The organism is Mechercharimyces mesophilus (genome assembly GCF_059818345.1).
In genome coordinates this window covers 500,398-522,180 of record NZ_JCBAPH010000001.1, presented here as the reverse complement: position 1 = coordinate 522,180, position 21,783 = coordinate 500,398, and the positions used below count along the sequence as shown (strand labels likewise).

The window sequence follows — 21,783 nt, the reverse complement described above, 5'->3', positions numbered from 1 at the left end:
GACAATTACACTCTCAAAGCCCTCTATCCCTCATCGCGGATCGTATTTTTCACTTTCGTCTCAAACAGGGACGCTACTTCGCGAAACAGCGCCACATCCTCTTCATCTATACTGCCTAACTCTTCACCGAGAACAACCAATTCACCTACTAAATGGTGACCGTGATAGAAGGGAACATATACTTCCAAGCTAGTCCCAATCTCTTCACACACTACATCTCCTCGAACGGCAGCCAAGCTATGTAGACCTTCTCCAAATCGGATGACAGGTGGGTAGGGGCTATACCCTCCCTGGAATATACACTCAAACTGCGTCTTGCTTGATAGGTAGACCGCCACGGACTGATAAGCAGGCACTTTCTTATACAAGGTCCCTCCAGTCACTCGATACAGCCTACGGATATCGGTGCCTATCTTATCGGACGCAAGACCGATGTCGGCACGGACTTCGTCCAAAAGATCCGCTTTTCGCATCCGTTCATCCCCCATCGTATCTTTATCATCTATTCGGTATCATTTTACCACAGAGACCCCCTAAACACAATTGAGAAATCATAATATTTTATAGATTCTATTTCCATTTTATTCACTTTTCTATGCTTTTTTCCTTCCCTTCCCTCCCATTCTCCGCCCTTTTTCCGATCTGTAGCAACATGATCACAAAGAAGTGAACTCCTATTCATTCTAACTCTATCAAGAGAATTGTCATTGCTGGATGTTTTGTATTCATTCCCTTTCGGGCCCTCCCTTCTCATGGTATGATGAGAATAGTCTGTTATTTTCAATCGAAAGAGGGGATTCCGATGACTAACCGCGCTGTTATTCACTTAAATAGCGAACTTTCAATAAGCGACCTTCGTACAAAACTGGAAGAATACCAACACCTCACCACACGCACGGGTGAACAATTAAGTTGGTCTTACGCAAAAGCTGCTTTTCCTTACACGATCCACCCTCATCCAAAATACCCTCAAGATTGGCTCTATTTAAAAGGGATAGATTCTTCTCGCTATCACTCCTTGATGATCGGGATCGAACGAAGCAGCTCTCTAGAGAAAACCCTTTCTTCTATTCAGCTTTTCCTTCCTCCCGCCTCCACGTTCGGCGATAAAGGGAAAGCCAATGAATTGTGCCGATTTTTAGCGAAATCCTATCAAGCAAAGGCCACCTTATTCAACGGCCGCGTTCAACCTTTTTCTTCTTGAAAATATCTCCTGTTGATTCCTGCTCAGCAGGCCGTATAATAAGAACAAGAACAAACGTTCCTGATGGAGGGAATCGTGATGAGTCAGTCCGAACGAACCATCTTATTGGCTGATATGAATGCCTTTTATGCCAGTGTCGAACAGACACTTTACCCTTCATACCGCCAACAGCCTATTATCGTCTGTGGGGACCCTTTGAAACGGCATGGGATTGTCCTTGCCGCCTCTTATGAAGCCAAGAAATTCGGTGTCAAAACCGCCATGCCTGTCCACGAGGCCAAAGCTCTCTGCCCATCCGCTCGGCTCGTCCCCCCACACATGGGAACCTATCTACAAGTTTCCACGCGCATTTTGCAGATTTTGCAACAATTTTCTCCGCTTGTAGAGCCTTTTTCGATCGATGAAGCCTTCGTCGAACTAACCGGGTGCGAAAAACTCATGGGAGAGAGTCAGCAGGTGGCACAAAAAATCAAGCAACGTATTGCAGAGGAAATGGGCATCCCTTGCTCGATCGGAATTGGCCCCAATAAATTACTGGCAAAGATGGCTGCTGAGATGGACAAACCAGACGGGTTGACCAAACTCACTTTAGAAGATGTCCCACAAAGGATTTGGCCACTATCCATCAAAGAACTCTTTGGAGTGGGCAAACGCATGGAGAGTCACTTTCACAAAATGGGCATTCGCACCATTGGAGACCTTGCACAAACCGATCCCCAACGATTAAAGCGTCGTTTTGGTATCATCGGTCGCGCTCTACACCAATCGGCCCACGGAATCGATCCCAGTCCAGTGGACCCCTTCTCGCTAGAAGGAGCAAAATCCATCGGACACCAATTCACCCTTCCCTACGATTATACAGAGGAAGAAGACCTGCTGCTCGTCCTTCGTGAACTAGCGGATGAAATCGGGAGACGAGCACGCTTAGCCAATTCACTGGGACGCACGGTTTCTCTTGTCCTCAGAAGCACCGATTTTCAATCCATTCAACGGAGCCTCAGTCTAAACGAGACCACCAATATTGGCCTGATCATTTATCAAGCAGCTGAGACACTTTTTCGCCGGCACTGGAGAAACCAGCCCATTCGTTTGATCGGACTCACGCTCTCTAACTTGCAAGATACCAGCGATGGAATTCAGTTAGATTTATTCGGTACAACAGAAAAAAATCGACGGCTTGCAACAGCCGTCGATACGATTCAAGAAAAGTACGGAAAAACCAGTGTCCTGTATGCTCATTCCCTGCTCGATGCCAGTATCTTCAAAGACCGCTCGAACAAGATTGGCGGACATCACATTTGAGCCTAGAAGCACAGAGAACAGGACAAATCTAGTGGAAAAGCATCATGGTTCCCCAAGCAAAGAGCCAACCGATAAAGGCACCAATCATCACATCGGTGGGGTAATGCAAGCCAAGATACATGCGTGAAAAACCTACCATGGCCGCAAGTATCAGTAGAGGAAGTGACAGCAAGGGTGCATGAAAGAAAAAGACACCCGCAATCGAAAAAACAGCCGTGGTATGACCAGAAGGAAAAGAATAGTCCGAAAGTGGATTAGGAAAAGTGTGCAACTGCGTCAAGTGCAAATAGGGACGCAAGCGCGGAAGAACCGCCTTAATCAACCGCACCAACAGGTGGCTTGTTCCCAATGCCAATAGCCCTTCAATTGCGATCTCGGAGAAAGGGGTTAAAAACCACCATGCTAGTAAAAACAGTATAGTCACACTGGCATCACCCGCATGGGTAATCCGTGGCATCCACCAATCAAAAGGGCGACATTTCCACTGGCAATTAACCAGCGAGATCAAGCGATCATCATAATCTTGAATCCAGGTAACCAAGCGCTCCATTTTTGGTATTACCCCCAGACCATCGGCATTGTAAACTTATCTTAACTCTATAATATGAAGGGAGCATAAAACATACATGAGGATTTACTAAAAAAAACAAAAACACCCCTCTGGGTGCTCTTCTGCTGGTGGGCAGTATTGGAATCGAACCAACGACCTCTTCCGTGTCAAGGAAGCGCTCTCCCCCTGAGCTAACTGCCCCTACTTTATCGGTAAAAGACATCGACTGGTGGGCCCAACAGGACTCGAACCTGTGACCTATCGGTTATGAGCCGACTGCTCTACCAACTGAGCTATAGGCCCAAAAAAAATGGCGGAGCTGACGGGATTCGAACCCGCGATCTCCTGCGTGACAGGCAGGCATGTTGACCCCTACACCACAGCTCCATGTGAGTTAAGTATTGGTTGCGGGGGCAGGACTTGAACCTGCGACCTCCGGGTTATGAGCCCGACGAGCTACCAACTGCTCTACCCCGCGTCATTACTATGATTTGTTCGTTTTCGTGAGTGCTGTTTGCCAGCGACAATTAATACTATACTACATCCATTTGGATCATGCAAGGGTTTTTTTATATTTTTTTCGAATGTCATCAGAGCACCGAAAACTGGGACATCGTACATTTTGCAAAAGTGCGGATACGGGCACCAATACAATCGCATACTATGCAGTAACAAACGAGGATATCGTTTGTTACTGCAAGACCATCTGAACCTGCCATTGGACAGATGTTCCCTCCTCGAATAATGAGCAGCCCATAAGCTGCTCCTTTTCTGTTGCCCACATCCCTCGCAAAGGGGGCTTTTTTTTGCTATAATTTCTTCCAAAGGCCTTTATTTCACTCTTGCGGGGCATAATAATGTGAGCTTCTATGCAAAACTTGCTCCTACAAGGGATCTTATTTTGTTGACAGATTGAGGAGGCGGTAACATGATTTACGGAGTGGCCATCTTTCCTGAAAAAAAGGTGCAAGACGTCGCAAACTCCTATCGAAAACGATATGACCCTCACTACGGGCTCATCCCACCCCATATTACACTCAAAGAAGCATTTTCACTGGAAAGAGAAGAGGAGCAAGAGATCGAAAGAGTGGTTCATCACTTAGAGGGAGTTTCCAAACAAGCTTCCCCCTTCACGATCCACTTCAGCAAAATTGGCACTTTCCATCCAAACAGCCCCACCCTATACTTAGCTTTGGGAGATGGAACAAAATTGGGGGAACTACATCAAAAAATAAATTCTGGTCCCCTTGACCTTCCAGAGACACATGCCTTTATTCCTCATATCACCATTGGACAAAAACTTCCTGAAGATGAGTTGCTTGATGTTTATGGAAGTTTACGTATGACAGACATCAATATCGAGACCCAAGTAGACCGGTTTCACCTGCTTTATCAATTAGAAAATCAGTCATGGTCACTCTATCAAAGCTTTCTTTTAACTGGTGACCAATAAAGGAGAATGGAATCCATTGGATGTACTAATTGTAACCGCACAAACACCACAACAGATCCAGCAGGCCTTCCAGATTCGACAGACGATTTTCGTTGAGGAGCAACATGTTCCAGCAGAGGATGAAATCGATCAGCATGAAGAAGAGTCTACCCACTTTCTCGCATTGATTAATGGAAAACCCGTTGCAACCAGTCGTGTCCGCTTTCTAAACAATCATACTGCCAAAGCAGAGCGAATTGCTGTGCTCAAGGAGCACCGCAAGGAAGGAATCGGTCATAAACTCCTGCAACGCATGGAAAGCTTCGCCCGCGAACAACGAGCTCAAAACATCGCGTTACATGCGCAGGTTCGAGCCCAAGGATTTTATGAGCGCGCTGGCTATACACTGGCAGGTGCACCTTTTATGGAAGCAGGGATCGAGCACATAAAAATGAGTAAAACGCTTGCATGAATCATGGACTCGTAGCTAGCTACTGGGTTCATGATTTTTCCATAAAAACAGGACTAATCGAGAGGCACCCAGTGGGTGCCTTTTTCGATTAGCCCTTTCACACTCAACCTCAGTTCAGCTCTTCCAATTCCTCTTCTAACTGTTTTCCAAGTTGCTCCTTACTCTCGCCTGACTCTTTTGTTGCTTGCCGCTCTTCCTTCTGCAAAAACTCTGCACCAAATTCATTCATGAGCTCCTCCAAATTCCGGTTCTTCCCCTTCTTCGGACCGGCCTGTTTATCATCGTCACCCATGCCTTGAGTCAACTTTTGTAGAAAGCGGAGCAATGAAAGCGCCTCCTCGACTTGTAGTTGAGTGCTTCCATAGTATATCTCACCATGGTCCAGTCCATCAGCCGGATCACCGTGCAGAAAAATTTACATATTGGAATGGTTCTCGTTTCGTTCCTCAACCGTATGAGGATCGGGCTCAAGTGGGTACACTCTGGTTACCGAAACCAATTCCACACCCTCTTCCTCCATAACCACCTTCCCTCGAATACAAAAGTGCATACCGGTACAGCTTGGTGGAATCGCCTTACTCTTTAGTGGGAACATCCTTCCCTCTAGGGAGACAAACGCACCTGTAGTGGTGATTTCTATAGGAAAGAGGGATTCAGCACTTTCCTCAGTAGAAACAATAGCCCCACTTCCCTCCTCCGTCACCATCCAATTCTTTACCTCAAAAGCGGCTGGAAGAGATCGAATCAAGGAAGAATAGCATTGCCGAAAAAAAGAGTACACTGGAGCCACTTTCGCTTGATCCAACCAGCGAAACAAATGTTTTAAGGTGTTAAGGAATATCTTAGATCTTGCTACACTTTTATGACCTTTATCTGGATACCAAACACCTAAAAAATGAATGAGGACAGGTTGGGTCAATTGTGTCCAATGGAACGAAACACCGAAATAGGTAGAGATATATTCTGTGAGGTCCTTTAATGTTTCTTGATACAGCGCTTGTGTTCTCTCCTGAAAGTGAGAAACATAATCAACGTAAAAATGTTCTAGCTGTTGCGTAATCCCTTCCGACAAACCAGGTTCCGTGGCCAATGGAAGAGTAGGTAACAAAAAGCGACTATCCCCTGATTTTTTTGTTAAGGCGGTGGACTTCACGGTCTTTTCAACCTTCTCTCTTTCTTCCGCACGACGGATCGACCAACTTAGCACATGCAAGCTGTTCTTCTCCCAATATTCGGATTCAGATTCCCTAAGTTTCTGAGCGTTTTTTCGTAGATACAAGAGAATCTCCTCCTTCATCTCAGATGTAAACGATGTATATGGGCCGATCATTTCATACCGGTTACCCAAGCGGGAAAATCGAGCAAAGACCAACATCTTCTCACGAAGAGGTTTATAAGCGTAAACAGAGTAGCGTGTCTTTTCACGTGGCGAATAAAAATGAATACGGTTCCCTTCCACTTGCAGTACCTCATAATAATCCAGGCGAACGGAACAGAACTGCTGTAAGAGTTGTTTGTCCCATTGCCGCGCCGATGATCCCGATAGCGTTTTCGCCCAATATTCAACTGGGCGCATTTCTTGAAAACAAGGAGCATCAAATATCATCCAATAGTGGTAAGTAAAAAAAAGACTTTGAGGTATTGGCTCATCCTGAGAAAGACCAAAGGCTCGTTTAAAAAGAAGGGTATACTCATCCGAACTCAAGCTTTCTTTTTGTTGTTCATACCATCCATACAAATGGTCTAATAATTTCGATTTATGATTCCCCTCCCGGGATTCACGTGCCCGTTCTGCCGTTTCCAAGGTGACGACTCGTTCACAACACTTCTTGTATTTTTTACCACTTCCACAAGGACAAGGTTCATTTCGACCCGGCATTGTCACACACCTCATCTATCAACATCATTAGTTACCAGTATACAAGAAAAGAGGCCATTTCGACAAAGATTCTATGAAAAAGTGCTTGTTCAGACATTCTACAATGGTAAACGAGAGGATTCAAGAAATGTTCGATCTTTTTTGTGTACACAGTAGGAGTAAAAAAAGCTACAGCATGAGTGCTGTAGCTCTTTTTCTCTATTCCAAGATATAGACCTTGAGATTTTTACGTCCCCATTGGCGACATTCTTGCTCGCTATCTAAGAAAACGTCAATAATATTGCCTTGTATTCTACCACCTGTGTCTTCGGCAACTCCATGTCCATATCCTGGAATATAAAGTTTGGTGCCCAGCGGAATAACATCTGGATCAACCGCAATGGTCCCAACCTTCGGCATCGTTCCTGTCGCCGTAGGATTCCCAGTATGCGTATAAGCTGTGGCTTCCGCATTAATCACTTTACTATATTCCAGACCTTCAATCGAACCTGAACCGGCAGCGACCTCCACCGTTTCTTTGGTACCAATATGCACTTCTTTATTTACAGGCTCAATTTCATCGACAAGTCGCTTTTCAGTCTTCGATTCGACCAATTCACTGTTTTTATAAACCATGGAAACTTCATATATTTTCTTTCCTTGTTTTCCTTCTTGAACGACCTTTTCTTTTCCTTTAGCAAGCTCGTCATCTTTTTCTTCTTTTGTCTTGAAATCAGTCGTTTCGACTTCTTTCTTCACTTTCTTCTCCACACGATCGACTGTTACTTCTAAACCATTGGTAATGGTTTTATCCAGCGGATGATTCACTTCATCCCATGGGCCGAGTTCGATCTCTTTTTCCTCTAATAAGCCCCCAACTGTCTGTTCGGCAGTGGTTACAGAATCTTGTTCTTCCCCTCCGACACGAAGCTTCACTTCACACTGACACGTCAACGAAATCTTCATGCCTTTTTTAAGGGGTTCATCCCAAGAAATATTCGGCTTATACTGGGCTTTCATCTTCTCTACATCGTACCCATTGTTCTCCAACGCTTCTTCTAGCGTCCCTCCAAGAACAGTCAATTTCAGATCTTTATCTTTATCACTCATGGCAATGGCCACATCCGTCTTCATCGCATACCCAGCGATAACAACAGTAGTCAAAACCAAGGCAACAACACCCAACGTAATCATGAGGCCCTTCTTCATCCAACGCCCCCTTTAAATCTACATCATTAATCAGAATTCTGACTATCATTATAGCAGAAATCTCCCGTGGCTTCTACCCATACAGCTAGTACTTTATGACAATCTTGGGTTGTATGATCCGTTAATGGATTTTCGGGAGAGTGATGTTCCATTTCTGGAGTGTCTCGTGGAGCGGGGGGAACGCGACGGGAGTGGTGTTTGATATCTTCTGCTCCAAAAATGGAAATAGTTAACCAGCCGTTTTTCAAACTAGCAGTAATCAGCACGGGACGGTTTAACTGATTTTGAAACTGAAAGTCGGGTCCTCCCCATGAAACCGTCGCATCCCGCTTAAGAGGGACATAAGTCACCCGTTTACTGTGACTGACGCGTTGCACAATATATAGCCCTGCTGCATCGGCTGCATTAAACAAGGTGGATGAGGTCTGACAAATCCCTCCACCCACTCCTTCGGAGTATTCACCTTTCACGATGATGGGTGCAGAGCGGTAACCCCGTTGCGTCGTACGCATTCCGACGCTTTCATTGAAGGAAAACGTCTCCCCTATGTCCACCACGGTATGATCCAACGAAGCCACGGACAATGCGATATTATGGGCTCGGTTTCTGTTATACGGGTTAAAGCGAGTGGTATAAGAGGCTAGCCTCTTTTCTTTCATTTTTTGTAGGGTTTCTGTCGTAATTGCCGGGGGAAGTTGCGTAATAGGAAGTTGCTGTGGCTGAAGGAGATAAATATGAATCGACTCTAACCACTCGTCAATCTGATCACGATTAATTTTAATGCCATTTTGATGGAGTACCAATTTCCTGTCTACAAAGTGGGCATCTTCTGGTAGTCGATTCACTTCATGTTCCACCTTACGCAACCATTCATAAAACGCACGACGATCCACTGTGGTCGGGTCAATTCCATCATAGCCAATATCAGATAAATCCATTTTCCATTCACGCTTCTGCCATTGCACAGTCAACGTAGTAGGCATCTTCTCTTCAGCTTCTGCTGAAGGGTAGACAACCAACACACACAAAATAGCTGTCAAAAGTAAACAACGAACCACCATCTTCATCAAAAAATCGCCTCCTCTCGATCTAGTCTGTCGTCGAAAGGAAAAAAGTATCACCCCTATTTACTTCTTTGTGGAACATTGTCTTTTCTGTGATCGACGTGTGTGTAAGCTGTGAATGGAGGGTGATACTTTTGTGAAAAGAATCACATTCTCTGTTTATGCTGGTTTGAATCCGCTATCATATAAGGTAAGGCTCATGTGCTTTCTCAACAAAAAGAGAGAAGGGGGAAAAATCATGGATGCAACAACCTTAAGTCGCATATTAACAGGGGAAACCCTTGCTTTTCATATCATTTGGGCCACCATCGGGGTCGGCCTGCCATTGTTGATTTCCTTGGCAGAAGGCTGGGGAATTTATAAGAAAGATCCTCATTACATTTTACTAGCACGAAGATGGACCAAAGGCTTCGTAATTACCGTCGCTGTCGGGGTGGTAACAGGAACCTGTATTGGTATGATGCTTTCACTCCTCTGGCCCGGTTTTATGCAGTTAGTAGGCAATGCGATCAGCTTACCGCTCTTCATGGAAACATTCGCTTTCTTTTTTGAAGCCATTTTCTTAGGGATCTACCTCTATACATGGGATCGCTTTAAACCGGTTGTGCACTGGCTAACCTCCATTCCCATCGTGATTGGTTCCACCATGTCCGCAGTCTTTATCACGATGGTGAACGCCTTTATGAATACACCGGACGGCTTCACCCTAAAGGATGGGGAACTCACACAAATTGATCCCATTGCTGCAATGTTAAATCCTGCAACACCGACCAAGGTTGCTCATGTCGTCTCGTCCTCCTATGTAACGGGCGCCTTCCTCTTAGCAGGGATCGCCGCTTTCTGGATCTTACGCGGACGAACACATGTCTACTATAAAAAAGCCCTTAAATTCACCATGGCAGCTGGGCTCATCTTATCACTTGCCACCATTGTTGCCGGCGATCTATCGGCAAAGTTTTTGGCAGAGTACCAACCAGCTAAACTGGCTGCAGGGGAATGGCACTTTGAGACACAAGAAGAAGCCCCCTTGATCATTGGTGGCTATCTGGACCCGGATACCCAGGAGGTAATAGGGGCCATTGAAATCCCCAATGCACTCAGTTTTCTCGCGACAGGAACTCTGGAAGGAGAGGTAAAGGGGCTCAATGAAATTCCAGAAGAATTGTGGCCACCTCTCTATGTTCATTATTATTTCGATGGCATGGTTTTCATCGGATTTTATCTCTTCTTTATCTCCCTCTTGTTTCTGCTTCTCTGGATATGGAAGAAAGGGAATGAATGGAATCGATGGGTGCTACGCGGTATTTTACTGGGAGCTCCTCTCTCTTTCATCGCGGTAGAGTTAGGTTGGATGTACGCTGAACGAGGGCGTCAGCCGTGGATGGTTACCGGTCTCCTAAAGGTTGGAGAATCTGCGACCACATCAGAAGATGTTGCGCTTCTCTTCTGGGTGTTTACCTTGCTCTACGTTGTATTGGCTACCATCGCCGTTACGGTACTCATTCGACTCTTCCGAAACAACCCAGCAGAAGCCGAACTCATACAAGAAAACAGCGACTGATGTAGAGTAACTTGTGACCCATCACCTTTAACAGTCGCTAAAAAAGGAGGTCCCCTATGGATTCCATCCAATTAGAGATCGTAGGTATCACCGTGTTATGGACTTTCCTCTATGGTTATCTAATCATCGCGTCCATTGATTTTGGTGCCGGCTTTTTTTCCTACTATAGCCTCCTCACCCACAAGGATTCGATTGTAGGGAAAGTGATCAACCGTTATCTTTCCCCTGTATGGGAGGTAACCAATGTCTTCTTGATCTTCTTCATTGTCGGGATGGTTGGCTTTTTTCCCGATACTGCTTATTACTACGGTACAGCCCTGTTGCTTCCAGGAGGAGTGGCCCTTCTCCTCCTGACCATCCGTGGCTCTTTCTATGCGTTTGCTCATTATGGTGCCAGACAAAGCCGGGTCTACATGTTCCTTTATGGCATGACAGGACTTTTCATTCCAGCCTCTCTGGCCACTGTTCTTACCATCTCTGAGGGGGGGTTTATAGATATCATCGATGGCAAGGTTACGTTTCTGGAAAAAGCGTTCTTCCTTAGCCCCTACTCGTGGTCGGTCGTATGGCTCGCATTAATCAGCGTTCTCTTCATTAGCGCGAGCTTCCTCACTTACTATGCTCACCGTGCACAAGATACAGGAGCATTCACCATCTTGCGTCGCTACGCGTTGGTGTGGAGCCTACCGACAATCTTGGCTAGTTTTTTGGTCTTTGTCGCTCTGGAAAGACACAATCTCGAACATTTTCAAGCGATGTTGGATTTGGCATGGATGTTTGCTCTCTCACTCTTGTTCTTTGTTATTGCTGTTACACTCATCTGGAAGAAGAAGTACCTCGGATGGGCCTTCATCAGTGTCATGTTGCAATTCGCCTTTGCTTTCTACGGCTATGGAGCCTCGCATCTGCCCTATTTGTTATACCCCTACATCACGATTCATTCTGGCTTCACCAATGGAGCCATGGGCTGGGCTCTCGTGATGGCTTTTCTGGCCGGGCTCGTCCTATTAATTCCCTCCTTGCTCCTGCTTCTGCGCTTGTTCTTGTTTGATGCACGATATGTAAGAGGGGAGATTGATTAGGGCAGCAAAGACAGAGTAAATGAGCACATAAGTAGATCATCAACAGCTGACTTTCTTATGCCACTACAAAGTGAAGAAGGAATTTTATGCTTTCCCATAACCTAATTTTAAGGTGCTTCCTTCCAAGGTTTTCTCTATCCTTAGGAAGAGGCACCCTTTTTTCACTAGAAAAGACTCCCTTCGATTATATGATTGACACGCTTTCCCACCACTCAAACTCAACACTTGCCTTTACCACAACGGAACTCGTTAAAAACACCAGGAAAGCTTTCCCCGGAGGAACGATCAGCCTCCCACCGATACGAAAACCCGAAATCGTTGTGTTACCCGGTATTCTCCTCGTCGCAATGCTTGTGCCTCCCTGAATCCTTCCTATTACGCATGGATTAAACTCAATGCTTGCTTTCGGTTTTTTATCGGATCCCAAATTTAAGTTCCCTACATTATTAGAAGTGGACCTTTTACCAGGAGGTATGCCATTAAGATTAAAAATCACGCTATAAGGAGCAGTTGAGAAGTTGGTGAAAGAGAAGAAAGAGGCAAATAAGTTGATTCCAGAGTTTTTCGGGTTAACCAAGCGCCCCCATGCAACTGTCTCTTGCCCAAATATGAGGGATGTCGTTTCCCCAGCAAACAGGTTTTTTTTCGTTGACTGAAAAGCAGAAGGGAGCACTTGCACATTGGATCTGATATCGTTATTTATGTGCTTAGACATGAAAACCACATCCTCTCTTTATCATTCTGTATAAATTATGAAGAGGAAATTGTACCCATTCGAAAGTTCCCATAAAAAAAAGTAATTGGCCTATGACCAACTACCTTTTTAGCGGAACACTTAAACCATTGCCGAACGAATAAATGCCTGATACAGACTTTGCATCAAGTTATCTGATTTGTACATGTTCTCAGGATGCCACTGTACTCCCAACACGAACGTGTGTTGACGACTTTCAAAAGCTTCTATCACCCCGTCTTTCGTCCTACCACTACAATGAAATACCGGAGCAAGTTCACGGACTGCTTGATGGTGAAAACTATTCACCCTTACCTCTTTTTGCCTAAATATGCGAAAAAGCCGGGAATTCTCTTCTATGCGGACAGTATGCGAACCATGAGGGCGCTTAGCTTGTTGTTCGTGTTGAATCAAGTCCTTGCGCTGTGAAAATAGATCTTGATACATATCCCCTCCCATCGCAATATTCAAAATTTGACACCCACGACAAACCGCCAATATGGGTTTATCCAGTTCCATCATACGCTGAGCCAGCAGAACCTCCATCTGATCCCTCTCCCAGATAATCTCCCTTAAACCCGGAAGAGGTTCTTCTTGAAAAAAAGAAGGGTCAATATCTCCTCCTCCCGATAAATACAGTCCATCCAGCTGATAAACCATCTCTTCAATAACAGAAGGATCGGTCGAATATGGAAGAGCAAAAGGGAGCCCTTCCGCACCTAGAATGGCATCCATATTATCTCGATGGAGAGAAAGAAACCTTTCATCTCGTAAGGAAGTAGTTACACCCATTCGTGGCCTCATCCCATTCCCCTCTCTTCTCATTCAATCTCACTTGCGGAATCTGCCTCTTTTATTGATTCTCTTTATGTATATCTGAGCGAACCCTCTCTTGATACTCTTTTCTCCAAAAAGAAGACCTTTCTGCCTCACACCTGAAGGAACACTTACAGAAAAATAAGCAGTAAAAGGGTGTGAAGAATCATAGCAAGATTCTCCACACCCTACCTACATGCATCTAAGTGTTGATTATTATTCACTAACCCGTTCGGACACCGTGTTCTCAAATAGAAATCGGATCGAGTAAATACCAGCTAATCCAACCAGCGAATAGATCAAGCGACTCAAGCCAGACGATTCCCTTGTCACATCTCCACCAAATATCGCCGATACCAAATCCCATTGAAAAACACCGACTAACAGCCAGTTGAGCGCTCCGACGATGACCAAAACCAAAGCCACTTTAGACAAGCCACCCATTTATTGTCCCTCCTTGTAGCGTTCTCATCTTACTTTTGTCTATAGTATGGCATTCGGCCCTGCTCTTTATCCAATTCAAAAAAACAGGCACTGGGAGTTAGGCTCCCAATGCCTGTTTGGCTGCTTCTTTACTTACTTGTATTATTTACTTGCAGCCTTCTCTTTTTCCTCTTTTTCCTGATGTTCAGCGGCGAGTTTGTCAATTTCTTTTTTCAATTCCTCCACCATCTGGTCCTCAGGAATTTTGCGGATAATCTCACCATGGCGGAACAGAAGTCCTTCACCGCGAGCACCGGCAATGCCAATATCCGCTTCTTTCGCTTCTCCGGGACCATTCACTGCACAACCCAAGACAGATACTTTAATGGGGGCCCGAATGTTCGAGATGTATTCTTCCACCTCATTAGCAATACTGATGAGGTCAATCTCAATGCGTCCGCATGTAGGACAAGAGATTAAGGTCGCTGCATTCGCCGCTAGGCCAAAGCTTTTAAGAAGTTCGCGTGCGACTTTCACCTCTTCGACTGGGTCTGCACTGAGCGAGATCCGCATAGTGGACCCGATTCCTTGTGCCAAAAGTGCACCCATCCCAGCCGAACTCTTTACCGTACCTGAAAAAAGAGTTCCTGACTCCGTAATCCCTAAGTGCAGCGGATAATTAAACGTTTCGGCTGCTTTTTGGTAGGCTTCAATCGCCAAGCTCACATCGGATGCTTTCAATGAAACCACAATATCATGAAAGTCCAATTCCTCTAAGATACCGATATGAAAGAGCGCACTCTCCACCATGCCCTCTGCTGTCGGATAACCGTATTTATCTAAGATCCGTTTTTCTAATGAACCCGCATTGACACCAATGCGTATCGGGATTCCTTTTTCTTTCGCTGCCTTCACAACAGCCTCTACTTTATGCCTTTTACCAATGTTTCCCGGGTTAATCCGGATCTTGTCGATTCCGCCTTCAATCGCTTTTAGTGCTAAGCGATAATCAAAGTGAATATCCGCAACTAGCGGAACGTCCACCTGTTTTTTAATTTCTGGAATAGCTTCAGCGGCGCGCATATCTGGACAAGCCACTCTGACGATCTGGCATCCAGCTTCCGCTAAACGCTGAATTTCTGCTACTGTCGCTTCTACATCATGAGTTTTGGTTGTGGTCATACTCTGAATGACAACTTGGTCCTGTCCGCCAATCTGGACATCTCCTACTGTCACTGGGCGGGTATCTTTGCGATGAAACATGCTTTACGTTCGCTCCTTTAGAAGCATGGTGAGAAGAACAATATCGCCCTTCTTACCCATCATAACACACTCAAACGCTTCAGAATTAAAATCATTCCCTAGTATACCATGGTAAGAAAACACTGCCTACACCCACGTGAAAAAAGGAGCCATTTGTGTGGCTCCTTGCGGTTTGTTCCTATCCTATTTCAAGTTCATTCGTTCCTCAACTTCTTGCAAAATATCTTGAGGAGACAAGCCCCGAGCATTTATGACGGATACCCCTGTTGAAATATCGCTGGCACCTGTCACATCTTGATCCATTCCAGAAATCACACAACAGTCACAATCGCCGGCCCGTAACTCTTGCGAGAACTCAACGACATCATATCCCTGATTCTTCAAGGCATCACACACAGGGCTTAAACCGTTCTCCACAGCAATTCTTTGATTCAAGGCTATCCACCTCCTAAAAATAGGATTCCACTATGTGTCGCCCTTATACCTTATTCTTCTAGCTAAATCCATCATACCCTCTTATCGACGAAGACGATGGTGCTGTTTTTTAGCAAAAATTTTGAGTGACATTGGAACCATGCCAAACCAGCGCATGAGAAAAGGTGCACGCCCTTTTTTCTTCTCCTGCTTTTGCTTTTTCACTTCTTCACGAGGGGTATCCATATACGTAACGGCTTTTTCCACTAGGAATTTCAAAAAAGCTTCTGAAGACATGCCATAAGCCCCCTTTTGCCTATAGCATCACCACAGAAGCGATTGCTTAAACGTTCGTTTATCTCTTGTCATACTGGCGCAATATGGCTTTTACCACTTCCTCTACTGAATCATGTGTGGTATCTACCACCCAGTCAGCAAAGTCATAAGCCCCTTTTCTGTCCTTCAGTAACCTCTTCACCTTGGTGGGTGTATCTTCGGCAACCAACGGCCTGTTAACATCCGCTTGAAGCCTCCGTACCAGCTCTTCTTCTTCCGCTTTCAAGTGGACCACCCAGCCCAGTTCTTGAAGCAAAAGTACATTCTCCGGATGGAGCACAATCCCACCACCTGTAGAAAGAACATACGGAGAGGGCGTAGCAGAAAGTGTTCGCAAGAAAGCAGTCTCCTGCCTACGAAAATATCCCTCTCCTTTTTCAGAAAAAATGGCTGGGATGGTTGTCCCCTCGTGACGTTCCACTTCTTCATCTGTGTCGATCAGTGGACAGTGAAGAGCTTGCGCCAATCCATTTCCGATGGATGTCTTGCCAGTTCCCATAAACCCAATAAGAATAATGGGTTCTTCATGCTTTTGACTCATTCAACTTTCCTTTCTGCCTAACCAGTTAAAATATTTCTTCGAAAGTCATATCCCCAGATATTTCTTTTTGAACTTGGAACATGTTTTTCAGCTGTTGACGAAATTCGTCCTTGTCCATCCCTTCTAGGCATTTCACTAAGCGGAAGAGAATCGCATGCTTCTTCTTATTTAGGTTCATACCCTCAATTTGGTCAAGGGCTTCCCGATAATAAGCAGTCGCCTCTTCAATCCGCTCTTTTTCTTTTTTAATATCTCCCATGATGACCAAGGCGTCAATCAAATACAAATCTGCCCGAACTTCTTTTCCTAAAGCAATCGATTCTTCCAACTTCTTCTCTGCGGCATCCAGATCGCCTTGCCGCATATATAAGATTCCATGCTTCGTCAGTGTGGATACATACGGATCTTTGACCACCATCTTGTCATGAATCAATGAAGTTAAATCAAAGCAAACTTCTGCCGTTTGTAATTCATTCATACGTAAATAAACACTACCCAAGGAATCCCACAGAAGAATAATGCGATCGTATTCCTGGGTCATGCGCGCACGATAGATCCCTTCACGCCCCGTTTCAATGGCTTCTTCGTAATGACCTGTCTTACGCAATAAATTAACACGGAGATAGTACAACAAGAGAAGGAGAGAAGGTTTTTTGATCTCTTCTTTTCTTGGCCAAAGCTCACTCATCATGGAGAACGCTTCGCCTACTCGGTTTAAACGATGAAGGCAACTAATTTTATTCACTGTTAACACATCGTAAATATGGGCATGCTTACCTTCAGGGCGGTAGGCATCCAACCCTTTCTCCGCAAAAAGAACCGCTTGTTCCAAATTATTAGTAAAAAAAGATTGCCTCATCAATTCACAGTATGAGCAGGACTCGATATTCTCCATCGGGAAACTTTCCGAGAGACGTATGGCATTAAAGAGTTCTTTTCTTGCCTTTTCCCATTCGCCCTTTCGATTGAGGAACATGCCTTTGAGATAAGAGATCAGAAGAGATGTCGGGTGTTCTGGATGAATATTTTTAAATTCCTTTAACCGCTTTAAAGCCTCGTCCACTTTACCCCCATTGCCCATCGTTTCAATCGCAAGAAGCTCCAACTCCACAAAGCACCATTCTTGTTCCACGCCCGCACGAATCCGTTCCAGATCCTCGTCATCAATTCCTAATAGGCCTTTCAAATATTGGATCTTCTCTACCATCACATGCGGTACGCCACGTTCTATGTTACTAATCGTTGCCGAAGAAATCTGATCATCTGCTAAATCTTCAATGCGCAAATTTTTTTCTTTGCGGATACGGCGAAGAAGCTCTCCCGCTTCCTTTGTATGTAACTCTCCCATCCTACTCCCCCTCTGAGTACTGGTATATTTCTCATTATATACTAACTTAGTATAATTGAATAGGTAGATTTGTCCGTCAATTGTTTTGTTAGATAAATTTAATTATTCTGTTTTTATTTTGAGAAGGATGGTAGAAAGCATGGGAAAGGTGCAATAGCTGTAAGCATGTCAAGTGGCCACCTTGGAAGGAGATTGAGGTGGCCTTAATGGTTTCTAGCAGTATGGGTGCGGTACTGGAACAGCTGCCACTGATCAGCTTTCTACTCCCGCCAGCAAGGCGGTAAAACGTTCATTGGATCTTAAAAGTCATTAGCGATCCCCCCGGTGCAAGCGGGGGGATCGCTTTTGCTTTGTGGCTTTTTTCGCTTACCATTAAGCACTGACAGTAGTGTTGCACTGTCGCACTTATTCACCTCTTTCACTACATGATGTGAAGGGAGGTGAACACATTCGCCCGCGCGAGCCAACTCACTATTTCTAATATATCATATTCTAACCATGCTCAGGATCTTCAAGTGGCTTAACAATAGGTTTAATTGATTCATAAGAATCTGTGTTGAAATTTATTGAGACTAGAGAAAATACGATGAGTGCCACAGCTATGCTACTTTTAAATAAGCTTGTCAATGTTGTCATCCTCCTCATCCATTTGTCCTTGTTTTATTCTGGCTTTGTAAAGTCTATGCGTGTACTCTGTCATTTCTTCATTGCGTTCCTCATGACTGAGTGCCAGTCTCAACAAAGCTTGTTGCTCCCTTTTGTTATTTTGATTCGCCAAAGCTAGTTCTAAGCCCTTCTTGTAAAATGAGATCGCTTCTTCAATTTCTTTGTTTTTTCGAAGAGCGTCACCCTTTACTAAGTAAGCTGTTCCTAATCTCAGTTTGTCATTGTATTTTACCCCATTTTTGATGGCTTCATCTAGATAACTAGACGATTTTTTTGGATCCCCTTTTAAGATGTATAGAATACCCGCTTGTGTGAGTGTGTAAGTTAGGAACCTTTGATCTGGAGTTCTTTTTTGAATGCTTCTAGCAAGATGGATAAAATTTTCCGCATTATCGTACTGTTCTAATTTTATGTAGATCTCTCCTAGGAGCGACCAACACAGGCTGGCATGTTTAGGAAGTAAACCCGTCTGTGCAGAGCTTGCACCTTTCTTGGCAAAACGAATGGCTTCATCGTAATGTTTTGTCTTCATACTTAAGCTTGCACGAGTATGATACAGATGAGTGATAATGATTGGATTCTGGATGTATGGTATCTCATCCATAATATCATTTAGGACGGAGAATCCTTCTCCAATCCTATTCAATTTATCAAGATAAATAGCCTTATTTTGAATGAGGAGATGTCTGAAGTTCTCCCTGTCTCCACCTTCAACAAAAGCTTTTAATCCTTCGTTAGTTCTTGAAAGAGCTTTCTCAAGATCATTTTGATGAAAGGAGATATATCCGAGATTTAGGAGGGAACCAGCGATGATATTGCTCGATGGACTTTGGCAGGAATGGATAGCTTCATTGAATTGAGTTTGAGCTTGTTTCCATTCCTTTTCTTCTAGTAGTATTTTTCCTGTTATGAAACATTTTATTGAATGGAGAGGGTCTGTTGTTCCTTCTGGGTTTGTTCGTTCTAACAATTCTCTAGCACCAAGTGGATCTCCGAAGTCAGATAAGCTTTCCGCATTTAAAAGGAGATCTAGCTGACTTTGATGACTTACCTTTTGTTTCGCTAGAAGGTTGGGCAATTCTTCCTCATCAATATTCAACTTTTTTAATAGATATCGAATCTTACCATAAAGGACATTGGGAACGCCACGTTCAATGTTAGAAATCGTTGCAGCAGATATACTGTTATCTGCAATATCTTCGAGCTTCAATCCTCTATCTTTTCGTACAATTCTAATTAAATCACCAATCTCTTTTCTTTGGATCAGCTCCAAAGTTCGCTCCATTAATCTCACTCCATTTCCATTTTAATCCCTTCACCTCTGATTATATAATATAGCTAATGATTTGAAAACTATATTACTAGATTTTTTCTGCTATTTTAACGTCTCATATTCTATTGCATAAATATTTTTCTATATAAATTGATATCATTCAATTTAAATATGCTTCCCATTATTTTATATATTTATAGTAACCACGCTTCCCTCGCTTTACTTTCAGTTCTTTTTTCATTAAACCACGCATGACTTTAGTTGAATTTTGTCCCATATCAGCCTCTCTCTTTCAGAAATTCAGTTATGATTGTTTCTCTTTTGTTGAGGGAAAGTGATGGTGTTTTTATTCCAAAAATCCCCCATTTGATTTCAATGTGTCCAGAGAATAAGGATGCCATCATAGGCTCTCTCGTTACGAATTTCAGCCCTTCTGTTTCGATTTCCAGTGTGGCTTCATATAAACTCAATTTTAAACAGGTATACGCATACATACTATATGCGCCGCCTGTTGACACACGCACAAGGACAAGAACTTCTTTTGATTTGAGGGATCAACACTTAACTTAGGAATGGAAAACCCTTATATAATTCACTGTAATTCTTTTCTAGAGAACAATTTAGAATAAGCATAGAATAGATATATAACTATACTAAAATATAAAAATATTTTAAAAATTCTCTTGACTTTCCACTATATAGCAGTCTATTATAAGGGTGGTTGTCCAGTTAGTGGCAATACAAAACAAAAGGGAGTGTCTATAATTCAGAAATTTACGTTTTCTTCTGTTGTTGCTTTGATCCTATCCGCGTTACTTGTAGTCTCTACAGCAGATGCTTATCACCTTGCTCGAGACAGTTTTTCCAATCGAAGCAGAGTAGTTTCATCTAATGAAGGTTACTTCGAAGTCTGTTTAAGATCCAACGCGACAGGATTTTACACCCTTTGGGAAGATGACACCGTAAATGATGACCATGTAAAGGGCTTCTATCTTAGGTATAATGGGGATTGTGAGAGGTTTAATTTCCCTTCTTCCTTTGACATCGGAAATGCAGAGTTCTATTTGATAAAAAGTAGTACTACTGGAACAGCTGTTATTGATTTCTATGACTGAGCTATCGTTCATCGCCCTTTATAGGGCTCCCTTTTTTCAGAAAAATATATAAAATAATTTGATACTAGTATAATATGTATAATTAAAAATTATATAATAATTAAATATATTAATAATATTTCAAATAAACTATTGACTTTTCTTTTCTAGGAGTCTATTATTAAGGCGGTTGCCCAATTAGTGGTAACAAAAATACTGTTTAGGAGCGTGGTTTTGTAATGGTAGATCATCTATCACATCAACGTAAATTTGTCTTGTTGGCACTCTGTTTTCTTTTAGCACTTTCGCTTTTTGCTGTTCCGAATGCAGGAGCTGAGGCAGGTTTAAGCGAAGAAGGAAAGCAACTGAGAAAAATGGCAGTCGAGAATGAAACTGAATTGAGAAAGAACATGACTAGATTAGAAATCAATTCAGAGACACAAGAAAAACTATTGAGAAAAATGAAAAAAGGACAAAAACCTGATTCTATGCTGGATAGTTCCTTGAATGTAAGCTTGGATGAAGATGTGGATGTTAGTTTGAATGGGGATGGAAAGACTATAAAAACATACCCCGATGGCTCCCGAACCATGGTCATCGTTGAAGATGCATCTGAACCAATTACAGTTAACGGTAGTACCACTAAATCAAAGAAAGTATCTGCTTGGTTCTTAACTGGGAGTTGCAGTTTCTGGGCTGAGTACACTATTCGAAAACCAGGCTATGACTCCATAAATTCAATCTGGGGTTATGATATTTACTGTGTCGGTTCTTATTCAGATGTAGCCTTTAGAAACTCACAACCAACTGAGAACTCAACAAAGTGGGCTAGAGCTTTCTTGGCATTCACTTACAATAATGGCGTAGTCTCAGACCGCAAGACCCTAAGATTCTTTGTAGGTAAAAATCAGACATCCACCTCGTACATTGACTAAATAAAATTCGCGAGAGAAGGGTTATCCTATCCTTCTCTCGCGTTTAAGATCATGTAGTTAAATCAGATTGAATAGCATCTATTAGATATAGATACTACAACTGACCACTACAGGTACTATTGGGAAGGAGAGAATAGACTGTGGAATTTATAATGGAAATTCTAGTGGGCTTCACATCAATAATTATGTTTATTGTCAAAGCACTTC

24 protein-coding genes and 4 tRNA genes are annotated in these 21,783 nt (G+C 43.5%); 8 read left to right on the top strand and 20 right to left on the bottom strand.

Features of this window, described 5'->3' with window-relative positions; genetic code table 11:
• Positions 1-23: 23 nt before the first annotated feature.
• A complete protein-coding gene (locus AC6RGY_RS02755) occupies positions 24-473 on the bottom strand; it encodes a hypothetical protein (RefSeq protein WP_499859647.1) in 450 nt (149 codons plus the stop codon).
• 329 nt (positions 474-802) lie between these two features.
• On the opposite strand from AC6RGY_RS02755, the gene AC6RGY_RS02750 reads away from it, so the two are divergent.
• A complete protein-coding gene (locus tag AC6RGY_RS02750) occupies positions 803-1,204 on the top strand; it encodes a DUF1885 family protein (RefSeq protein ID WP_499859643.1) in 402 nt (133 codons plus the stop codon).
• 78 nt (positions 1,205-1,282) lie between these two features.
• Complete coding sequence (gene dinB, locus AC6RGY_RS02745; RefSeq protein WP_499859638.1) at positions 1,283-2,506, top strand: DNA polymerase IV; 1,224 nt, start codon at positions 1,283-1,285, stop codon at positions 2,504-2,506.
• Between the two features lie 28 nt (positions 2,507-2,534).
• Here dinB and AC6RGY_RS02740 read toward each other — a convergent pair whose 3' ends face one another.
• From AC6RGY_RS02740 to AC6RGY_RS02720, 5 genes are all read right to left on the bottom strand, one after another.
• The gene (locus tag AC6RGY_RS02740; RefSeq protein WP_499859633.1) at positions 2,535-3,056 is read right to left on the bottom strand and encodes a phosphatase PAP2 family protein; all 522 of its coding nucleotides are present in this window, start codon (positions 3,054-3,056) and stop codon (positions 2,535-2,537) included.
• Positions 3,057-3,182: 126 nt separating this feature from the next.
• Positions 3,183-3,257, bottom strand: a tRNA-Val gene (locus AC6RGY_RS02735).
• 26 nt (positions 3,258-3,283) lie between these two features.
• Positions 3,284-3,359 (bottom strand) — tRNA-Ile (locus AC6RGY_RS02730).
• 8 nt (positions 3,360-3,367) lie between these two features.
• A tRNA-Asp gene (locus tag AC6RGY_RS02725) sits at positions 3,368-3,443 on the bottom strand.
• Between the two features lie 15 nt (positions 3,444-3,458).
• Positions 3,459-3,534 (bottom strand) — tRNA-Met (locus AC6RGY_RS02720).
• 450 nt (positions 3,535-3,984) lie between these two features.
• Between AC6RGY_RS02720 and AC6RGY_RS02715 the strand changes: the two genes are divergently transcribed.
• Positions 3,985-4,509, top strand: coding sequence for a 2'-5' RNA ligase family protein (locus AC6RGY_RS02715; RefSeq protein ID WP_499859629.1), 525 nt, complete (start codon positions 3,985-3,987; stop codon positions 4,507-4,509).
• Between the two features lie 16 nt (positions 4,510-4,525).
• The gene (locus AC6RGY_RS02710; protein WP_499859625.1) at positions 4,526-4,960 is read left to right on the top strand and encodes a GNAT family N-acetyltransferase; all 435 of its coding nucleotides are present in this window, start codon (positions 4,526-4,528) and stop codon (positions 4,958-4,960) included.
• A gap of 109 nt (positions 4,961-5,069) precedes the next feature.
• Here AC6RGY_RS02710 and AC6RGY_RS02705 read toward each other — a convergent pair whose 3' ends face one another.
• From AC6RGY_RS02705 to AC6RGY_RS02690, 4 genes are all read right to left on the bottom strand, one after another.
• Positions 5,070-5,285, bottom strand: coding sequence for a hypothetical protein (locus AC6RGY_RS02705; RefSeq protein ID WP_499859620.1), 216 nt, complete (start codon positions 5,283-5,285; stop codon positions 5,070-5,072).
• A gap of 90 nt (positions 5,286-5,375) precedes the next feature.
• On the bottom strand, positions 5,376-6,839 hold the full coding sequence (locus AC6RGY_RS02700) for a YecA family protein (RefSeq protein ID WP_499859616.1): 1,464 nt from the start codon (positions 6,837-6,839) through the stop codon (positions 5,376-5,378).
• A gap of 198 nt (positions 6,840-7,037) precedes the next feature.
• Positions 7,038-8,027 (bottom strand): 3D domain-containing protein, encoded by a 990-nt coding sequence (locus AC6RGY_RS02695; protein WP_499859612.1) that lies wholly within the window; start codon positions 8,025-8,027, stop codon positions 7,038-7,040.
• Between the two features lie 26 nt (positions 8,028-8,053).
• A complete protein-coding gene (locus tag AC6RGY_RS02690; RefSeq protein ID WP_499861440.1) occupies positions 8,054-9,094 on the bottom strand; it encodes a VanW family protein in 1,041 nt (346 codons plus the stop codon).
• A gap of 235 nt (positions 9,095-9,329) precedes the next feature.
• Here AC6RGY_RS02690 and AC6RGY_RS02685 point away from each other — a divergent pair, with 235 nt between their 5' ends.
• Together AC6RGY_RS02685 and AC6RGY_RS02680 are read left to right on the top strand one after the other, a co-directional pair.
• On the top strand, positions 9,330-10,652 hold the full coding sequence (locus tag AC6RGY_RS02685; protein ID WP_499859609.1) for a cytochrome ubiquinol oxidase subunit I: 1,323 nt from the start codon (positions 9,330-9,332) through the stop codon (positions 10,650-10,652).
• Positions 10,653-10,717: 65 nt separating this feature from the next.
• Positions 10,718-11,734, top strand: a complete 1,017-nt coding sequence (locus tag AC6RGY_RS02680; protein WP_499861437.1) for a cytochrome d ubiquinol oxidase subunit II — start codon at positions 10,718-10,720, stop codon at positions 11,732-11,734.
• 184 nt (positions 11,735-11,918) lie between these two features.
• Here the strand turns inward: AC6RGY_RS02680 and AC6RGY_RS02675 are convergent, their stop codons facing one another.
• The 10 genes from AC6RGY_RS02675 to AC6RGY_RS02630 form a co-directional block, all read right to left on the bottom strand.
• On the bottom strand, positions 11,919-12,449 hold the full coding sequence (locus AC6RGY_RS02675) for a DUF6143 family protein (protein WP_499859606.1): 531 nt from the start codon (positions 12,447-12,449) through the stop codon (positions 11,919-11,921).
• Positions 12,450-12,569: 120 nt separating this feature from the next.
• Positions 12,570-13,271 carry a gamma-glutamyl-gamma-aminobutyrate hydrolase family protein gene (locus tag AC6RGY_RS02670; RefSeq protein ID WP_499859604.1) on the bottom strand — a complete coding sequence of 234 codons (702 nt, stop codon included), beginning with the start codon at positions 13,269-13,271 and terminating at the stop codon, positions 12,570-12,572.
• A 228-nt stretch (positions 13,272-13,499) separates the two neighbouring features.
• Positions 13,500-13,718, bottom strand: a complete 219-nt coding sequence (locus AC6RGY_RS02665) for a DUF378 domain-containing protein (RefSeq protein WP_499861435.1) — start codon at positions 13,716-13,718, stop codon at positions 13,500-13,502.
• 150 nt (positions 13,719-13,868) lie between these two features.
• Positions 13,869-14,969 carry a flavodoxin-dependent (E)-4-hydroxy-3-methylbut-2-enyl-diphosphate synthase gene (ispG, locus tag AC6RGY_RS02660; RefSeq protein WP_499859601.1) on the bottom strand — a complete coding sequence of 367 codons (1,101 nt, stop codon included), beginning with the start codon at positions 14,967-14,969 and terminating at the stop codon, positions 13,869-13,871.
• 183 nt (positions 14,970-15,152) lie between these two features.
• Positions 15,153-15,404, bottom strand: coding sequence for a YkuS family protein (locus tag AC6RGY_RS02655; protein ID WP_499859599.1), 252 nt, complete (start codon positions 15,402-15,404; stop codon positions 15,153-15,155).
• Positions 15,405-15,485: 81 nt separating this feature from the next.
• The gene (locus AC6RGY_RS02650; RefSeq protein ID WP_499859595.1) at positions 15,486-15,680 is read right to left on the bottom strand and encodes a YqzE family protein; all 195 of its coding nucleotides are present in this window, start codon (positions 15,678-15,680) and stop codon (positions 15,486-15,488) included.
• A gap of 58 nt (positions 15,681-15,738) precedes the next feature.
• Positions 15,739-16,260: a shikimate kinase gene (locus AC6RGY_RS02645; protein ID WP_499859591.1), complete on the bottom strand. Its 522-nt coding sequence runs from the start codon at positions 16,258-16,260 to the stop codon at positions 15,739-15,741.
• A 25-nt stretch (positions 16,261-16,285) separates the two neighbouring features.
• A complete protein-coding gene (locus AC6RGY_RS02640; RefSeq protein WP_499859586.1) occupies positions 16,286-17,608 on the bottom strand; it encodes a helix-turn-helix domain-containing protein in 1,323 nt (440 codons plus the stop codon).
• A 610-nt stretch (positions 17,609-18,218) separates the two neighbouring features.
• A complete protein-coding gene (locus tag AC6RGY_RS02635) occupies positions 18,219-19,559 on the bottom strand; it encodes a hypothetical protein (RefSeq protein WP_499859584.1) in 1,341 nt (446 codons plus the stop codon).
• A 266-nt stretch (positions 19,560-19,825) separates the two neighbouring features.
• Complete coding sequence (locus AC6RGY_RS02630; protein WP_499859581.1) at positions 19,826-20,071, bottom strand: hypothetical protein; 246 nt, start codon at positions 20,069-20,071, stop codon at positions 19,826-19,828.
• 231 nt (positions 20,072-20,302) lie between these two features.
• Between AC6RGY_RS02630 and AC6RGY_RS02625 the strand changes: the two genes are divergently transcribed.
• Both AC6RGY_RS02625 and AC6RGY_RS02620 read left to right on the top strand, forming a co-directional pair.
• Positions 20,303-20,662, top strand: a complete 360-nt coding sequence (locus AC6RGY_RS02625; RefSeq protein ID WP_499859577.1) for a YndA family protein — start codon at positions 20,303-20,305, stop codon at positions 20,660-20,662.
• Between the two features lie 218 nt (positions 20,663-20,880).
• On the top strand, positions 20,881-21,576 hold the full coding sequence (locus AC6RGY_RS02620; RefSeq protein ID WP_499859572.1) for a hypothetical protein: 696 nt from the start codon (positions 20,881-20,883) through the stop codon (positions 21,574-21,576).
• The last annotated feature ends 207 nt before the right edge of the window (positions 21,577-21,783 follow it).